The organism is Streptomyces sp. NPDC002104 (assembly GCF_053593795.1).
On sequence record NZ_JBSFDF010000028.1, the window covers coordinates 60829 to 77759 of the forward strand.

At 72.1% G+C, this 16931-nt stretch carries 14 protein-coding genes and 1 pseudogene; 11 read left to right on the forward strand and 4 right to left on the reverse strand.

Annotated elements, in window-relative coordinates:
* Nucleotides 1-44 precede the first annotated feature (44 nt).
* From ACWCP2_RS23135 to gatB, 6 genes are all read left to right on the forward strand, one after another.
* Nucleotides 45-2123: a putative bifunctional diguanylate cyclase/phosphodiesterase gene (locus ACWCP2_RS23135; protein WP_450910499.1), complete on the forward strand. Its 2079-nt coding sequence runs from the start codon at nt 45-47 to the stop codon at nt 2121-2123.
* Between the two features lie 20 nt (nt 2124-2143).
* Nucleotides 2144-2590 carry a nucleoside 2-deoxyribosyltransferase domain-containing protein gene (locus ACWCP2_RS23140; RefSeq protein WP_450910467.1) on the forward strand — a complete coding sequence of 149 codons (447 nt, stop codon included), beginning with the start codon at nt 2144-2146 and terminating at the stop codon, nt 2588-2590.
* Nucleotides 2591-3009: 419 nt separating this feature from the next.
* Nucleotides 3010-3306 carry an Asp-tRNA(Asn)/Glu-tRNA(Gln) amidotransferase subunit GatC gene (gatC, locus tag ACWCP2_RS23145; protein ID WP_007266718.1) on the forward strand — a complete coding sequence of 99 codons (297 nt, stop codon included), beginning with the start codon at nt 3010-3012 and terminating at the stop codon, nt 3304-3306.
* Between the two features lie 5 nt (nt 3307-3311).
* Nucleotides 3312-4823 carry an Asp-tRNA(Asn)/Glu-tRNA(Gln) amidotransferase subunit GatA gene (gene gatA / locus ACWCP2_RS23150; protein ID WP_450910468.1) on the forward strand — a complete coding sequence of 504 codons (1512 nt, stop codon included), beginning with the start codon at nt 3312-3314 and terminating at the stop codon, nt 4821-4823.
* Nucleotides 4820-5071, forward strand: coding sequence for a hypothetical protein (locus tag ACWCP2_RS23155; protein ID WP_356509652.1), 252 nt, complete (start codon nt 4820-4822; stop codon nt 5069-5071). The genes gatA and ACWCP2_RS23155 overlap by 4 nt, the downstream gene beginning before the upstream one ends.
* Before the next feature lie 15 nt (nt 5072-5086).
* Nucleotides 5087-6595 carry an Asp-tRNA(Asn)/Glu-tRNA(Gln) amidotransferase subunit GatB gene (gene gatB / locus ACWCP2_RS23160; RefSeq protein WP_450910469.1) on the forward strand — a complete coding sequence of 503 codons (1509 nt, stop codon included), beginning with the start codon at nt 5087-5089 and terminating at the stop codon, nt 6593-6595.
* A gap of 157 nt (nt 6596-6752) precedes the next feature.
* Here gatB and ACWCP2_RS23165 read toward each other — a convergent pair whose 3' ends face one another.
* Nucleotides 6753-8666, reverse strand: a complete 1914-nt coding sequence (locus ACWCP2_RS23165; RefSeq protein ID WP_450910470.1) for a protein kinase domain-containing protein — start codon at nt 8664-8666, stop codon at nt 6753-6755.
* Between the two features lie 99 nt (nt 8667-8765).
* A complete protein-coding gene (locus tag ACWCP2_RS23170; protein WP_450910471.1) occupies nt 8766-9161 on the reverse strand; it encodes a PPOX class F420-dependent oxidoreductase in 396 nt (131 codons plus the stop codon).
* A 149-nt stretch (nt 9162-9310) separates the two neighbouring features.
* Here ACWCP2_RS23170 and ACWCP2_RS23175 point away from each other — a divergent pair, with 149 nt between their 5' ends.
* A complete protein-coding gene (locus ACWCP2_RS23175) occupies nt 9311-10111 on the forward strand; it encodes an alpha/beta fold hydrolase (protein ID WP_450910472.1) in 801 nt (266 codons plus the stop codon).
* Nucleotides 10112-10157: 46 nt separating this feature from the next.
* On the opposite strand, the gene ACWCP2_RS23180 is transcribed toward ACWCP2_RS23175, so the two are convergent.
* The gene (locus tag ACWCP2_RS23180) at nt 10158-10748 is read right to left on the reverse strand and encodes a DinB family protein (RefSeq protein WP_450910473.1); all 591 of its coding nucleotides are present in this window, start codon (nt 10746-10748) and stop codon (nt 10158-10160) included.
* A 105-nt stretch (nt 10749-10853) separates the two neighbouring features.
* Between ACWCP2_RS23180 and ACWCP2_RS23185 the strand changes: the two are divergent.
* Nucleotides 10854-12128: pseudogene (locus ACWCP2_RS23185) on the forward strand (chloride channel protein); the annotation flags it as partial.
* Between the two features lie 473 nt (nt 12129-12601).
* Here ACWCP2_RS23185 and ACWCP2_RS23190 read toward each other — a convergent pair.
* Nucleotides 12602-13417, reverse strand: a complete 816-nt coding sequence (locus ACWCP2_RS23190) for a GNAT family N-acetyltransferase (protein WP_450910474.1) — start codon at nt 13415-13417, stop codon at nt 12602-12604.
* A 66-nt stretch (nt 13418-13483) separates the two neighbouring features.
* Here ACWCP2_RS23190 and ACWCP2_RS23195 point away from each other — a divergent pair, with 66 nt between their 5' ends.
* The 3 genes from ACWCP2_RS23195 (at nt 13484) to ACWCP2_RS23205 (ending at nt 16889) form a co-directional block, all read left to right on the forward strand.
* The gene (locus ACWCP2_RS23195; RefSeq protein WP_450910500.1) at nt 13484-13894 is read left to right on the forward strand and encodes a signal peptidase I; all 411 of its coding nucleotides are present in this window, start codon (nt 13484-13486) and stop codon (nt 13892-13894) included.
* 157 nt (nt 13895-14051) lie between these two features.
* Entirely contained in the window at nt 14052-16295 is a 2244-nt protein-coding gene (locus ACWCP2_RS23200) for an MMPL family transporter (RefSeq protein WP_450910475.1), read from the forward strand.
* 39 nt (nt 16296-16334) lie between these two features.
* Entirely contained in the window at nt 16335-16889 is a 555-nt protein-coding gene (locus ACWCP2_RS23205) for a GNAT family N-acetyltransferase (protein WP_450910476.1), read from the forward strand.
* Nucleotides 16890-16931 lie beyond the last annotated feature (42 nt).

Below are 16931 nucleotides of genomic sequence, written 5' to 3' on the forward strand. Positions count from 1 at the left end.
TCCTGGGGTCCAGGACACCGCAATCGCGACCGCTCGACACCGGCATGGGCACGGGCCGGGCCGGCCGGAGCGCCGTGCTGCCCCTCGCCGTCGTCGGTCTCGCCGCCGTCGTGCTCGGCGTCGGCGTCGTCACCGCACTGACCAGCCGTCACGCCCTGTTCCCCGGCGGCCCGGTCGGCTGGGCGCTCGCCCTGCTCACCGGCATCATCGTCGGCCACCTCGTCGCCCTCGGCCGCGACCGGTGGTGGGGCGGCACCGGATCGGGCGCCGCCCTCACCCTCGGCGTCCTCATCCTCTACGGATGGGTCCCCGCCGGCCTGGTCTCCCTCGCCGTGGTCTCCCTCGTCGGCGCCGCCCGCAGACACCGCTGGCGCCAGGGCCTGCTGCACGGAGCCACCGACATCCTCGGTATCGGCGCCGGCGCCCTCGTCCTCGCCGCGTTCGGCGAGTCGCCCTCCGTCGAGGCCCCGTGGCGCCCCACCGGCTGGGGGATCGACGCGGTCCCCGAAGTCATCCTCGTGGCCCTCGCCTACCTGCTCGTCACCCGCGTCCTGCTGTGGCTCGCCCTGGCCCCGAGCGGCGCAGGACTGCCCACGGTCGCCCGTACCGCCCTGCTGCGCCAGGCGCTGGTCGCCGTCGCGCTCCTCGGCATCGCCCCGCTGATCTGCGTGGTCGCCGAATCGCAGCCGGTACTGCTGCCGCTGTTCGCCGTACCGCTGATCGCCCTGGACTCCACCCTGTGGATCGCCCGCGCCCGCGCCGAGGAGCAGCTGCGGGACCCGCTCACCGGACTGCCGAACCGGCAGTGGCTGCTGGAGCGCGCCTGGAGCGCGCTCGACCAGGCCGAACGTTCCGGCAACCGCGCCGCGCTGGTCCTCATCGACCTGGACCGCTTCCGCGCCGTCAACGACACCCTCGGCCACCTCGCCGGCGACCGCCTCCTCCTGCAGATAGCGGACCGGCTGCGCCAGGCGCTGCCCCCGGCCGCCGAGGCGGCCCGGCTCGGCGGCGACGAGTTCGCCGTCCTGCTCCCCCTCACCGACTCGACCACCAGCGCCCAGCGGGTCGCCCGCAACCTCGTCGCCGAACTCAGCTCCCCCCTCGACCTGGACGGCCTGACCCTGGTCCTGGAGGCCAGCGCCGGCCTCGCCGTCTTCCCCGACCACGCCCTGGACGCGGAGGGGCTGCTGCGCCGCGCCGACGTCGCCATGTACCAGGCGAAGCGGGACCGCACCGGGGTCGAGGTCTACGAGTCCAAGCGCGACAGCAACACCCCCGACCGGCTCGGCCTGCTGGGCGACCTGCGCCGGGCCCTGGACGCGGGCGAGGTGGAACTGCACTACCAGCCGAAGGTCCGCTTCGACGGCAAGGTGGCCGGGCTGGAGGCACTGGTGCGCTGGGTGCACCCGGAGCGCGGGCGGGTCCCGCCCGACGAGTTCATCGCGATCGCGGAGACCTCCGGGCTGATGCCGCACCTGACGGAGTACGTACTGGAGACCGCGCTCGCGCAGGTCGCCCGGTGGCGGGCCCAGGGCCTCAAGGTCCCGGTCGCCGTCAACGTGTCGCCGCGCGACGTCCACACCCCCGGCTTCGCGGGCGCCGTCGCCGCGCGCCTCGCCCGGCACGGGGTCCCGGCGAGCGGGCTCCAGCTGGAAATAACGGAACACGTCCTGCTGGAGGACCCGCAGCGGGCCGCCGACACCATGGCCGGGCTGACCGGCCACGGCGTGAAGATGTCCCTGGACGACTTCGGCACCGGCTACTCCTCCCTCGTCCACCTGCGGCGGCTGCCCGTCAGCGAACTGAAGATAGACCGGTCCTTCGTGGCCCGCCTCGCGGTGGATGCCCAGGACGCGGAGATCGTCCGCTGCACGGTGGACCTCGCCCATTCGCTGGGCCTGCTGGTCGTCGCGGAGGGCGTCGAGGACGACGAGACGTGGGAGCGGCTGCGGGACCTGGGCTGCGACGCCGTCCAGGGCTGGCTGGTCGCCGCCGCGATGCCTCCGCAGGAGGCGACGGCCTGGCTGCTGGCCCGCGGGGAGCGCGGCTGGCGGCGGCCGGCGGACATCACCGCGGAGCTCGCGGCGGAGGCGGCGTCCGCGGCGGCGGCGCAGTCCCCGTGAGGTACGTGGAGGCACCGGCGGTGCACCGGCCCGCGCCGGGCGATCCGCCGTCGGTCTTCCTCGCGGGCGGGATCACGCACTGCCCGAGCTGGCAGCCGGAGGCGGCGGCCGCTCTGGCCGACTTCGTCGTGCTCAACCCGCGGCGGGCGGATTTCGACGTGTCCGACCCCGCGCAGACGGACGTCCAGATCGCGTGGGAGTACGCGCACCTGCTGCGGGCCGACCTCACTCTCTTCTGGTTCCCCGCGTGCGATGCGTCCCTCACGGTCCAGCCGATCACCCTGTACGAACTCGGCGCGGCCGCGGCCACCCCTCGCCGCCGCCTGACCGTCGGCGCCGACCCCGGCTACCCGCGGCGCGCGGACGTGGTCACGCAGCTGAGCCTGTCCCGCCCGGACCTCACGGTCCACGGAACCCTGCCCGAAGCGGTGGCGGCCGCCCGCGCCGAGCTGGACACCTTGGCCTGAGGCCCGCTGCCCTGCGGGGCGAGGTCCCCTACCCGCCCTTCCACCGTTCCCCGGGGCTGCGCCCCGGACCCCGTTTCCGCGTGCGGCGGCGCCGTTGCCGGGGTCCGGGGCGGAGCCCCAGGAGGGGTCCGGGCAGAGCCCGGGGAACGGGCGAAGGGCGGGTAGGGGACTTTGCCCCGCGCAGCGGCAAGGGGGGCGCGGGGACTTTGCCCCGCGCAGCGGCAAGGGGGCTGCGGCGCACACGCCGCCGGGTCGGGGCGGGCTCCGGCGGAGCCTTCGGGCGCGGCCCCGCCGGGGAGGAATCGGGCCCGCGCGGGGCCCCGTACCGCCCCCGGGGGAAACCGGGGCGCCGGGCATGGGCCGGGCCCCATAGGATTGGGGCCGAAACCTACACACTCGAACCCCCAGAGGATCGCTGCATGCCTGGCATCACGCGCGAGGAGGTCGCCCACCTCGCTCGGCTGGCACGTCTGGAGCTGAAGAGCGAAGAGCTCGACCACTTCGCTGGACAGCTCGACGACATCATCGGCGCGGTCGCCCGCGTTTCCGAGGTCGCCGACCAAGACGTCCCGCCGACCTCCCACCCGCTGCCGCTGACGAACGTCATGCGCGCGGACGAGGTCCGTCCGTCGCTCACCCCCGAGCAGGCGCTTTCCGGCGCTCCCGCCCAGGAGCAGCAGCGTTTCAAGGTGCCGCAGATCCTGGGGGAGGACTAATCACCATGGCTGACATCAACAGCACCATCGACATCATCCGGCTCACGGCCGCCCAGACCGCCGAGAAGATCGCCTCCGGCGAGCTCACGGCCGTCGAGGTCACCGAGGCCCACCTGGCCCGTATCGGGGCGACCGACGAGAAGGTCAACGCCTTCCTGCACGTCGACCGCGAGGGCGCGCTCGCCCAGGCCGCCGCCGTCGACGCCAAGCGTGCGCGCGGTGAGGCGCTCGGCCCGCTGGCCGGCGTACCGCTCGCCCTGAAGGACATCTTCACCACCGTCGGGATCCCCACCACCGTCGGTTCGAAGATCCTCGAAGGCTGGATCCCGCCGTACGACGCGACCCTGACGCGCAAGCTGAAGGAAGCCGACGTCGTCATCCTCGGCAAGACCAACATGGACGAGTTCGCCATGGGGTCCTCCACCGAGAACAGCGCCTACGGGCCCACCGGCAACCCCTGGGACCTCACCCGCGTCCCCGGCGGCTCCGGCGGCGGCTCCGCGGCCGCGCTGGCCGCCTTCCAGGCGCCGCTGGCCATCGGCACGGACACCGGCGGTTCCATCCGCCAGCCCGCCGCCCTCACCGGCACCGTCGGCGTGAAGCCCACCTACGGCGGCGTCTCCCGCTACGGCATGGTGGCCTTCTCCTCCTCCCTCGACCAGGGCGGCCCCTGCGCCCGTACGGTCCTGGACGCGGCCCTCCTCCACGAGGTCATCGCCGGGCACGACCCGATGGACTCGACCTCCATCGACGCCCCGGTCCCGCCGGTCGTCGAGGCGGCCCGCAACGGCTCCGTCTCCGGCATGCGCGTCGGTGTCGTCAAGCAGTTCGCCGGCGAGGGCTACCAGGCCGGCGTCGTGCAGCGGTTCAACGAGTCCGTCGCCCTCCTGGGCGAGCTCGGCGCCGAGATCGTGGAGCTGGACTGCCCGTCCTTCGACCTCGCGATGGCCGCGTACTACCTCATCGCGCCGTCCGAGTGCTCCTCCAACCTGGCCCGCTTCGACGCCATGCGCTACGGCCTGCGCGTCGGCGACGACGGCACCAGGTCCGCCGAGGACGTCACCGCGCTGACCCGCGAGGCCGGTTTCGGCGACGAGGTCAAGCGCCGCATCATCCTCGGTACCTACGCGCTCAGCTCCGGCTACTACGACGCGTACTACGGTTCCGCCCAGAAGGTCCGCACGCTCATCACGCGGGACTTCGAGAAGGCCTTCGAGCAGGTCGACGTGATCGTCTCCCCGACCACGCCCACCACCGCCTTCGCCATCGGCGAGCGCACCGACGACCCGCTCGCGATGTACCTCGCGGACCTGTGCACCATCCCGACCAACCTGGCCGGCAACTCCGCCATGTCGCTGCCCTGCGGCCTGGCTCCGGAGGACGGTCTGCCGGTCGGGCTCCAGATCATCGCCCCGGCGATGAAGGACGACCGGCTGTACAAGGTCGGTGCCGCCGTCGAGGCCGCCTTCGTCGCGCGCTGGGGTCACCCGCTGCTTGAGGAGGCTCCGTCGCTGTGAGTTCCAATACGAGTGCGCTGTCCAAGGCCAAGGGCTTCAGGAAGTCCAAGTCCGGTACGTACCTGTCCATCGGCACCACCGCTTTCGGTGCCCTCAGCGTCGTCAAGCAGGCCAGGAAGGCCCGCACCGAGCACGACACGCTGAAGCTGATCGACGCCGTCGTGTCCGCCGCCGCCATCGTCACCGGCCTCGCGATCCTGTACCGCGAGCTGAAGCGTCTCGGCGACGACGACGTCCTGCTGGGCTGAGAGGGAATTTCCACTGTGACTGCCATTGAACTGCTGTCGTACGAGGACGCCCTCGCGTCGTACGACCCCGTCATGGGCCTGGAGGTCCATGTCGAGCTCGGCACGAAGACCAAGATGTTCTGCGGCTGCTCGACCGAGCTGGGCTCCGAGCCCAACGCGCAGACCTGCCCGGTCTGTCTCGGCCTGCCCGGCGCGCTGCCGGTCGTCAACGAGATCGGCATCGAGTCCGCCATCAAGATCGGTCTCGCGCTGAACTGCGAGATCGCCGAGTGGTGCCGCTTCGCCCGGAAGAACTACTTCTACCCGGACATGCCGAAGAACTTCCAGACCTCCCAGTACGACGAGCCGATCGCCTTCAACGGCTTCCTCGACGTGCAGCTGGAGGACGGCGAGATCTTCCGCGTGGAGATCGAGCGCGCCCACATGGAGGAGGACACCGGCAAGTCGCTGCACGTCGGCGGCGCCACCGGCCGCATCCACGGTGCGTCCCACTCGCTGCTGGACTACAACCGCGCCGGCATCCCCCTCATCGAGATCGTCACCAAGCCGATCGAGGGCGCCGGCGAGCGCGCCCCCGAGGTGGCCAAGGCGTACGTCGCCGAGCTGCGCGAGGTCATCAAGGCGCTCGGCGTCTCCGAGGCCCGCATGGACAAGGGCCAGATGCGCTGCGACGTCAACCTGTCGCTGCGCCCCACCCCCGAGTCCGAGTTCGGCACCCGCAGCGAGACGAAGAACGTCAACTCGCTGCGTTCCGTCGAGCGCGCGGCCCGCTTCGAGATCCAGCGCCACGCGGCGGTGCTCTCCTCCGGCGGCTCGATCGTCCAGGAGACCCGGCACTTCCACGAGGAGGACGGCTCCACCACGGCCGGCCGCATCAAGGACAACGCCGAGGACTACCGGTACTTCCCGGAGCCCGACCTGGTCCCGATCGCCCCGGCCCGCACCTGGGTCGAGGAGCTGCGCGCCGGTCTCCCGGAGATGCCGCGCGTGCGCCGCAACCGCCTCCTCCAGGAGTGGGGCGTCACCGAGCACGACATGCAGTCGATCCTCAACGCGGGCGCGGTGGACTCCATCGTCGCCACCATCGAGGCCGGCGCCGACTCGACGGCCGCCCGCAAGTGGTGGATGGGCGAGCTGGCGCGCAACGCCAACGAGCAGGGCGTCGTCGTCGACGAGCTGCCCATCACCCCCGTCCAGGTCGCGCGCGTCGCGGCCCTGGTGGCGGCCGGTGAGCTCAACGACAAGCTGGCCCGCCAGGTCCTCGAAGGCGTCCTCGCCGGCGAGGGCACCCCGGACGAGGTCGTCGAGAAGCGCGGCCTGAAGGTCGTCTCGGACGAGGGCGCGCTCGGCGCGGCCGTCGACGAGGCCATCGCGGGCAACGCGGGCATCGCGGACAAGATCCGCGGCGGCAAGATCGCCGCCGTCGGCGCGCTGGTCGGAGCGGTCATGAAGACCACCCGCGGCCAGGCCGACGCGGCCCGCGTCAAGGAGCTCATCCTGGAGCGGCTGGGCGTCTCCGAGTAGTCGACGCAGTCGCACCGTACGCACGCGGCGGCCCCGCACCGGTTCTCCGGTGCGGGGCCGCCTTGCGTGTCCGGACCCTGGCGCGTCAGCGCTTGAGCCAGCGCTTGAGCCAGCGCTTGAGCCAGCGCTTGAGCCAGCGCTTGAGCCAGCGCTTGAGCTAGCGCTTGAGCTGGGGAGCGGCGATGACGACCGTGCCGTAGTCGCAGCCCTTGTCCACCTTGATGCGCAGGCGCAGGGCGCCGCTCACGTCCAGCGTGCGGGTGATCGGCTTGCCCAGTTCCACGAGTTCGGAGAAGGCGGCGGGCTGGCCGTCGAGCGAGATGCTGACCCGGCCCTTCTCCTTCACCGATCCGTCGTCGATCCCCGCAGTGAACTCCAGGGTCTTCCAGGCGCGGTTGAGGTCGAACTCCGCCAAGGACTCGTAGTCGCAGCTGCGTTCCTTGATGAACGCGGCCCCGTACTGCTTGGTGTTGATCTTGGCGGGCCCGACCGTGAACTCGTCCAGGTCCTTCACCGGGGCCATGACGGTCAGATCGGCCGCCTTCACGCCCGGTGCCACCCCCGACGGGGGTTCGGAACCGGCCGCGGTGGGCTGGGTCGCCGACTCGTCCGAAGGGGACGGCGAGGGCTCCTCGGAGCTCGGCGTCGGGGTCGGCGCCGGGGACGGGTTCTCGGGGGCGGACGAGGACGCCGGCTTGTCCCCGCCGGCCACCGTCTTCGTGTCGTCCCCGTCCTTGCCGCCGAGCAGCTTGACGCCGACCACCGCGCCGGCGGCCACGACGAGGACCGCGAGCACCGCTCCGAGGACGAGTCCTGTCCGCCGCTTCTTGCGCGGGGGCGGCGCGGGCGCCGGTTCCGTACGGGAGTCGGCCGCCGGCGCAGGACCGTACCCCTGCGGCACGGTCGCCCGGACCGGCGGGGGCGTGTAGGCGGGCTCGGTGGGCGGTGGGGTGTACACGGGCTGGGCCGGGGGAGTCGTCGCGGGCGGGTCCGCCGGGACGGCCGGAGCCGCCACCGGCGCGGCCGGCGGCTGCGAGGGCTGCTGGGGCGGGGCCACCGGCTTCGGCGGGGCCGCCACCGCTTCCGGGGGCGCGGCCGGGACCGGGGGAGCGGCCGGCAGCGGCACCGGAACCGGAACGGGCACCGCGTCCTGGACCACCCGCTGCGAGGTGGAGCTGGTGGTGGACACCACCGCGCGGCGGATGTCCTTCATCCAGCCCGCCAGGTTCAGCGGACGCTTCAGCGGGTCGGCGGCGTAGACGGAGGCGATCCGCTCCCGCTGCTCCGCGTCCAGTACCGCGAACTGAGGCAGCCGGAGCATGGCGTGCGCCAGCAGCTCGGGCGTCGAGGGCGGGGACTCCCCGCTCAGCAGGAAGTACGCGATGGCCCCGAAGGCGTACCGGTCCGCGCCCGGGGTCCGCTTCCCCTCGAAGACCTCCGGCGCGGCGTAGCCCTGGGTGAACCACACCTCCGCCGTCTGGTGGTCGGCGGTCAGCTTGCTGAGGCCGAAGTCCACCAGGGTGGCCTGCCCGTGCGCGTCGACCATGACGTTGCCGGGCGACAGGTCACCGTGGATCACCTGGCGCCCGGAGGGGGTGGCCCTCCCCGAGTGGAGCCAGTCCAGTACGTCGGCCAGCTGCTCCAGCGTGCGCATCACCTCGCGCCGCTCGGAGGCCGTGGTGAGGGTGCGCTCGGCCCGCCAGTCGCGCAGGTCGAGTCCGTCGACGTGGTTCATGACCAGGACCAGGGCCCGCCCGGTCAGGGTCGAGGACTCCCCGGGCCGGTGGATCGGCGGCCCCTCGAAGTGCTCCCGTACGCCCACGACGCCCGGCCGGTGGACGAAGCGCAGCAGTTCCGCCTGCTCGTTCCACTTCTGGCTGATCCGGTCGAAGACGTCCGGGGTGATGGTGGTCTTGGAGTCGAGCACCTTCACGACGACGGGCTCGGATCCTCCCGCGAGCTCGATCTCCGCGAGATAGAGCACGGCCTCCCCGCCGCGCCCGATGGACCGGAGCAAGCGGTAGCGGTCCGCTGCCGCGTCCGGCCCGATGTGCAGATTCTGGCTGGTCAATTTCCCCCCAGCGCCAATTGTTTGAGTGGGGATCAGCTTCCCGCGCGGGGCCTGGGGCGGTCAATGGGAGTCCGGTGCCGGGATAGGCGATCGGGGATCTCAGACGGAGAAGCCGGTGATCTTCTGCGGCGTCACCCGGACGATGAGCCGGAGGATCTCTTCCGGTTCGGCCATCGGGTCCTCGCCGAGGTACTTCTGGGAGAGCTCGAGCGGCAGCGACTTCCCGGGGTCCTCGATCAGTTCGGCGGTGCCGCGGATGTCCACGGAGTGGTACGGGTTCTCGGTGTCGAAGACGGTGAGGCTGATCCGCGGGTCCCGGGCCAGGTTGCGCGCCTTCTGGCGCCCCGCCGTGGTGGAGAACACCACCGCGTCCCCGTCCCGCGCGATCCAGACCACCGAGGTCTGCGGACCGCCGTCCCGATTCACCGTCGCGACGGTGGCGAAGTTCCTTCCGTCGAGCAGCTTGCGCGTCTCCTCGTTGAACGCCACTGACATGGCCTCACCTTTCGTTGGGTGTACGTGAGTTCGCTACGTCCCCGGAACAGATGTGAGCGCCGGATCCTTCCCGGGTTCTGTAGCGATCGCTAGGGAAAGCGTGTACGGTTCCTTCTGTAGTGATCGTTATCGAAATTGGGGGATCCCTCATGCGCACCACGCTGACCAGCACCTACGCCCGCACCGTCCGCAAGGGGAGTGGTGGTCCCGGCCTGCTCCTCGCGCACGGTGGAGGGGGTTCGGTCGAGTCGAACTTCGGTCCGATCCTCGATGCCCTGGGTGAAGTCCACACCGTCGTGGGCGTGGACTATCCGGGCACGGGAGGGACCCCGCGCGCCGAGAAGCCGCTCGAACTGGACGAGCTCGCCGATCAGTTGGTCGCCGCCGCGGATGACGAGGGGCTGGAACGGTTCGCCGTGCTCGGCTACTCCCTCGGCGGGAACGTCGCCGCCCGCATCGCCGCCCGGTACCCGGAGCGGGTCACCGCGCTCGTGCTCACGGCGAGCTTCGCCCGTGGCGGTCACCGGCTCGGGCTCATCACCGACCTCTGGGCCGAGCTGGCCCGCCGCGGGGAGAGCGAACTGCTCGCCCGGCTCCTCGTGCCGCTCGCACTGAATCCTCGGGTGCTGGAGGGGTTGAGTGAGGAGCAGGTGGAGGAGGCCGTACGGGCCACCGCGGCCTCCTTCCCGCCCGGGGGCGGGGACCACGCCGCTCTGGTGAAGGGGGCCGACCTGCGGGCCGACCTCGCGCGGATCGACGTACCCGCGCTCGTCATCGCGACCACCGCCGACCCGCTCGTACCGGTGGAGGTCCAGCGGGAGCTCGCGGACTCGCTGCGGGGCGCCCGGTGGGCGGAACTGGCCACCGGGCACCTGCCGTTCGCGGAACGCCCGGGGGAGTGGGCGGAGCTGGTCACCGGATTCCTGGCGGAGCTGCCGGCTGGGCGGTAGGGCCAGGGGGTGTCTGGCCTGATCGGCAAGATCCGAAGGAGACCTCCTAGGCGCCCGTGGTGCCGTCCACGGCCTCGCGGAGGAAGTCCGCGTGGCCGTTGTGGCGGGCGTACTCGTGGATCATGTGCAGCATGAGCAGGCGCAGTGAGGCGTCCTCCTCCCACTTCTCGACCCGCACCGTCACGTCGAGGGACTCGGCGGCCTCCTCCACCGCGCGGGCGTGCTCGACCTCCGCCCGCCAGGCGTCGAAGGCCTCGGCGCGGGTCGAGCCGGAGGCGTCGTAGGCGGCCTGGAAGTCGTGGGTGTCCGACCACAGGTGGGGGACGTCCGCCCCGCCGAAGGTGCGCCGGAACCAGTGCCGCTCCACCTCCGCCATGTGCCGGACCAGTCCGAGCAGGGACAGCGTGGAGGGCGGGGACGCCTGGCGGCGCAGTTCCTCGTCGGTGAGGCCCTCGCACTTCCAGGCGAGGGTGGCCCGGTGGAAGTCGAGGTACGCGCGGAGCGTCTCGCGCTCGCCCCCGGTGAGGGGAGGGGCGGTGCGGTGGGAGGGTTCGGAGGGGCCGGGGGGTCCGGAGGGTTCGGAGGGTTCGGAGGGTTCGGAGGTTCCGGAGGGGTCGGAGGGCTCTGTGGGTGGCATGGCTGTGATCTTGCCCCGTTGGTCCTGGGGGGCGGAAGGCGTTCGGCCCTGTTCTGTTCCTTATTTTGTTTCTAAAGTGAACATATGCCGCCGAGTCGTACCCTCATGCCCCATATCGCCCACTTGAAGACCCTCGGACCCGTGCTGCTCATCGGCATCGGAGCGGGCGTCGGCGCCGTGCTCTTCCGGTGGATGGTGGTCGGGGCGACGGAGCTCCTGTCCGGTCACGCCGACTACGCGGGCATCGGTCACGCCGCCCACCCCGGCGCGCGGTTCCTCGGCCCGTACTTCGTCCTGCTCGCCCCCGTCGCCGCCGGCCTCGTCTACGGCCCGCTCGTCCACCGCTACGCCCGCGAGGCCCGCGGGCACGGGGTCCCCGAGGTCATGCTGGCCGTCGCCCGCAACGGCGGGAAGATCAAGGGGCGCGTCGCCGCCGTCAAATCCCTCGCCTCCGCCCTCTGCATCGGCGGCGGCGGTTCGGTTGGTCGCGAGGGTCCGATCGTCCAGATCGGCGCGGCGCTCGGCTCCACCCTCGGGCGTCTGTTGAAGTCCGACGAGGAACACACCAAACTGCTCCTCGCCTGCGGCGCGGCCGGCGGCATCGCGGCCACCTTCAACGCACCGCTCGCCGGCGTCGTGTTCGCGATGGAACTCGTCCTCCGCCGCTGGACCTCCCGCACCTTCGGCCTCCTCGCCCTCGCCTCGGTCACGGCCTGCGCCATCGCCCGCGCGGTCTTCGGCGACCGGCCGTTCCTGGTCCTGGAGGCGATGCGCGTGGGCCACCCCGGGCAGTACCTGCTCTTCGCCGCCCTCGGAGTCCTCGCGGGTGCCGTGGGGATCGGCTTCACGCGCTTCCTCTACGTGGCCGAGGACCTGTGCGACCGGCTGTGGCGCGGCCCGGAGTGGCTGCGCCCGGCGGTGGGCGGACTGCTGCTCGGCCTGATCCTGCTGGCGCTGCCCCAGATGTACGGAGTCGGCTACCCCGTCCTGGAGGGCGCGGTCCACGGGAAGTACGCCCCGGGGCTGCTGCTGCTCCTGATGCTGGGCAAGATCCTGGCGACCAGCACCACGATGGGCATCGGCGGTTCGGGCGGGGTCTTCGCCCCCTCGCTGTTCATCGGAGCCACCCTCGGCGCGGCCTTCGGGCTGGTGACCTCCCCGGCCCATGCGCCTGCTTTCGCGCTGGTGGGGATGGCGTCGGTCTTCGCGGGCAGCGCTCGGGCCCCGGTCACGGCGGTGGTGATCATGGTGGAGCTGACGGGGGAGTACGCCCTGATCGCCCCCTTCATGCTGGCGGTGGCCCTGGCGACGGGCGTGAGCCGGTTGCTCAGCAGGGACACGGTGTACACGCTGAAGCTGACGCGGAGGGGGATCGTGCTGGCGGCTTAGGGGGCTGCCGGTTCCTGCTTGGCTGCGTGAGGGTTCGGGGGAGCCCGGCAGTCCAGTGTCCTTTCGGTGCGGGCCGGTCCCTCAAGGGCGCTCCTTCGTCGCGTCGCTTCGCGATGGCCTTCGGCCACCCTTGACCGACCGGCCCACCCCGAAACGCCACAAGACTTCCGGGTTCCCCCCGGGGAACGGCCGGGAGGGAGAGGAGGGAGGAGCGGCCTCGTCAGAGATGCGCAGCCCCCTTCGGCCGGTGGGCATCCACGCACCGCCCCGGCAGGACCGTGACCTCAGCCAGAACTTAGGGCGCGGGGCGATCAGCGCATCCAGGGGCGGGCGGCTGGGCGCCCTTTCCGTGGCCTTCGGCCGCCAACCGGACTGCGAGGTCGACAGGGAGGCCCTCAGGGTCGGTGGGCGCGGCAGATCGCGTGCTCTCGCTCGGATCGGCGACCGCGGGCCGGCTGTGGTGCCTATCCCTCCCAGATCCAGGGCACCGTCACGCCCATGACGCCGAAGCCCAGCCGTTCCAGGATCGGGCGGCTGTCCTGTGAGGCGTCGACCTGGAGGTAGCGGATGCCACGGGCCGCCGCCACGCGGGCGCGGTGGGCCACCAGGAGGCGGTAGATGCCGTGGCCCCGCCATTCCGGGATCGTGCCGCCGCCCCACAGGCCCGCGAAGGGGCTTCCCGTGCGCATCTCCATCCGGGCCGCGCTGACCGGGGTGTCGCCCGCCATGGCGACGACGGCTTCGATGGTGTCCGGCTCGTCTCGCAGGAGGTTCAGCATCAGGTGCTTGATGTGCGGGCGGTCCGTGCCGAAGGCCCGGCGGTGGGCCTCCATCATCAGGTCCACGCCGGACTCGTCGGTGACCACGCGCAGCGTGATGCCCTGCGGTGGCTCCACCGGCAGGGTGGCGAGGTCCGACACCCTTGCCACCAGCAGGGTTTCCTCGGGCTCCGGCTTGAAGCCGGCCGCGCGGAGCCGGTCGCCCAGGTCCGTGGGGCGGTCGTGGCCGTAGAGCTTCCACTCGAACTCCGCCGAGGGGATCTCGTTCCGGGCGGCGAGGGAGGTGAAGAAGGCCACCTGCTCCGCGATCGCCGCGTCCGCCGTGTGTTCGTCGAGGTCCGACCAGAGCACCATGCTCCCGCCGGGGCCGGGCACGATCTGGCGGACGACCGTGCTCGTTCGTTCCACGCGTGCGTCCTTGGTGTCCGGCTGGGCATCCCGGCGCATCACGGAGTCGAACTCGGCGCGCACCGCTCGTAGGTCCTCTGGGTCCATCGTCATTCGGTCAGCTCACCAGGCGGTGAGGGGGCCGACAACTGCATTAATCTCGCCCCTGTGAGCGAGCCCATGGACCCCGCCGTCTACACCGGGAAGGCCGCCCCCGATGCGGCCGCCGACCGGGGGTGGCTGCTGGGGCACTTCAAGGAGTCCGGCGATCCCCGCCACAGTGAGGACGTGGAGATCAAGTGGGGCGTTCATCCCAAGGGGGAGGAACGGGCGAGCTGGGTGCGCGGGGAGGCCCGTACCGCCTTGCAGGTGCTGATCAGCGGGCGGTTCCGGCTGGAGTTCCCCGGGCGGAGCGTCGTACTGGCCGAGCAGGGGGACTACGTCGTGTGGGGGCGCGGGGTGGACCACTCCTGGTACGCGGAGGAGGACTCGGTGGTGCTCACCGTGCGCTGGCCCTCCCTGCCGGGCTACCGGGCAGAAGAGGAGTCCGACGGCCAGTCCGGGCGGACCTCCGCTCCGAACCCCGTGTGACCATGGTCCCGGACCTGCCCGAAGGCCTGTGACGCTGCGCACGATGGCCGCCAACGATCATGCGACGCTGCGATCGTGGACCGAGTTTTCAGTGTTCACGCGTTCTTTCCGACGGGCCGTCCCCGGTAAGGAGCCGAACCACCAGGGAGCCCGTCCGTTGTCAGCCCTCGCACGCTGGTGCATGCGGCACCGACTCGCCGCCGTTCTGATCTGGCTCCTCGCCTTCGGAGGGACCGCCGCTGCCGCGGTCGGGGCCGGGACGGCGTTCTCCAACGACTACGAGGTCCCCGGTACCGAGTCCGCCAAGGCGCACGCCCTGCTGCGGGAGGGCTTCCACGGGCAGGGCGGCGACACCGACACCATCGTGTGGCGGGCTCCGGACGGCCAGAGCGTACGGACACCGGCCGTGCGGGAGCGGATGACGCGGGCCCTGGAGTCCATAGCCGTGCTGCCCGGTGTCGGATCGGTGGCGGGACCCTACGGTCCCGACGGCGGGGCCCGGATCAGCGCCGACGGGCGGACCGCCTACGCCGTGGTCACCTTCGACCGTGCGGCCGACTCGGTGCCCAAGGGGCAGGCGAAGGCCGTCGTCGATGCCGCGCGGAACCCGGTCACCCAGGCGGACGGGCTCCAGGTCGAGCTCGGCGGGCGCGCCATCGGCCTCACAGAAGCCCCGTCCCCGCATCTTGCCGAGGTCATGGGTGTCGCCATCGCCGCGGTGGTGCTGTTCCTGGCCTTCGGGTCGCTGGCCGCCAGCCTGCTGCCCATCGCGACCGCGCTGGTCAGCGTGGGCACCGCCTATTTCGGCATCACCCTCCTCGGCCACGCGATGGCGGTCGCCGACTTCGCCCCGATGCTCGGCACGCTGGTGGGTCTGGGGGTGGGCATCGACTACGCGCTGTTCATCGTGACCCGCCACCGCAAGGGCCTCAAACGCGGACTCTCCGTCGCGGAAGCCGCCGAGAGCGCCGTCGCCACCACCGGGCGGGCCGTGGTCTTCGCCGGGGCCACCGTCTGCATCGCGCTGCTCGGCATGCTGGTGCTCCGGCTGAACTTCCTCGACGGCGTCGCCATCGCCGCCTCCCTCACCGTGGTCCTGACCGTGGCCGCCTCGGTGACCCTGCTGCCCGCGCTCCTCTCGTACATCGGCATGCGCGCCCTGTCCCGCCGCGAGCGCCGCAAGCTGGCCGCCGAAGGCCCGCGGCCCGACGCGGTCACCGGCTTCGCCGCCCGCTGGTCGGCCTTCGTCGAGCGCCATCCGAAGCTGCTCGGCCTGGTCGCCGCGGTGGTCATGGTGGTGCTGGCGCTGCCTACGCTCTCCCTCCACCTCGGCACCTCCGACCAGGGCAACAACCCGGCCGCTTCCACGACGCGCAAGGCCTACGACCTGCTCGCGGAGGGCTTCGGTCCGGGGATGAACGGCCCGCTGACCGTGGTCGCCCGCCTCGGCGGGGCCCGCGACCGGGTCGCCGTCGAGGCGCTGGCCGAGTCCCTTCGTACGACCGAGGGCGTGGCCTCCGCCGGACCCGCCGTGTTCAACCGCGGCGGCGACACCGCCGTCGTCACCGTCGTACCGGACTCCTCCCCGCAGTCCCGGGCCACGAGCGAGCTGGTCGACAGGCTGCGCGCGGACGTCATCCCGCGCGCCGGCCACGGCACCTCCGTGCAGGCCCACGTCGGCGGCGTGACCGCCGGGTACGACGACTTCGCCGAGGTCATCGTCGGCAAACTGCCGCTCTTCGTCGGCGTGGTCATCGCGCTGGGCTGCGTGCTCCTGCTGCTGGCCTTCCGCTCCATCGGCATCCCGGTCAAGGCGGCCGCCATGAACGTCGCCGCCGTCGCCTCCTCCTTCGGAGTCGTCGTCGCGATCTTCCAGTGGGGCTGGGGCAGCGAACCCCTGGGACTGGGCAGCGCCGGGCCGATCGAGCCCTTCCTCCCGGTGATCATGGTCTCGGTGCTCTTCGGGCTGTCCATGGACTACCAGGTCTTCCTCGTCAGCCGGATGTACGAAGAGTGGCTGGAGACGGGGGACAACCGGCGGGCGGTGCGCGTCGGCCTCGCCGAGACCAGCCGGGTGATCAACTCGGCGGCCGTCATCATGATCTCCGTCTTCCTGGCCTTCGTGCTCAGCGGCGACCGGCTCATCGCCATGTTCGGGATCGCGCTCGCCGCGGCCGTCGCCCTTGACGCCTTCGTTCTGCGGACCCTGCTCGTCCCGGCCCTGATGCACCTGCTCGGCGGAGCCAACTGGTGGCTGCCGGCCTGGCTGGACCGCCGGCTCCCGAAGATCAGCATCGAGCCCCCCGAGCGCCGTCCGCATGCGAAACTTCCCCTGCAACGGCCCGGCGCGGACCCCGTCACGAGCGAGGAAGCGGCCGAGCCCGCGACCAGCTCCCGGTGATCCGGCCATCCGCCGCTCGATACCCAAGGAAGAACGCGCATGTTCTCGATAGACCTCGCCGACGACGCCCAGCTGTTCCCGCTGGAAGCCCGGCACGCGGAGGAGTTCTTCGCCCACATCGAACGCGGACGCGAGTTCATCGGCCAGTACGTCGGCTTCCCGGACCGGTCCTCCGATCTGGAGTCCGCCCGGGCCCTGCTGGCCAAGTACGCGCTCACGGCGGGGGAGGACGGCGCGCGGTTCTTCGGGATCCGCCTCGACGGCACCCTCGTGGGCGGGGTGCTCTTCCCGGCCTTCGAGGCGGAGACGGGCAACTGCGAGATCGGCTGCTGGCTGGAGCCCGCCGCGGCCGGCCGCGGCCTGGTGACCAAGGCCTGCACGGTCCTGATCGACTACGCCTTCGGTGAGCGCGGCATGCACCGCGTCGAATGGCACGCCGCCTCCGGCAACAAGAAGAGCCTCGCCGTGGCCGAGCGCCTCGGCATGACCCGCGAGGGCGTCCTGCGCCAGAACCACCTGCACCGGGGCGTCCGCCAGGACACCGAGGTCTGGGCGCTCCTCGCCCCCGAGTGGTCCGCGGCCCGCACCGCGTAGGCACCGCCCGAACCCCTGCGCCCCCGCCCCGCCCCGAGCCCG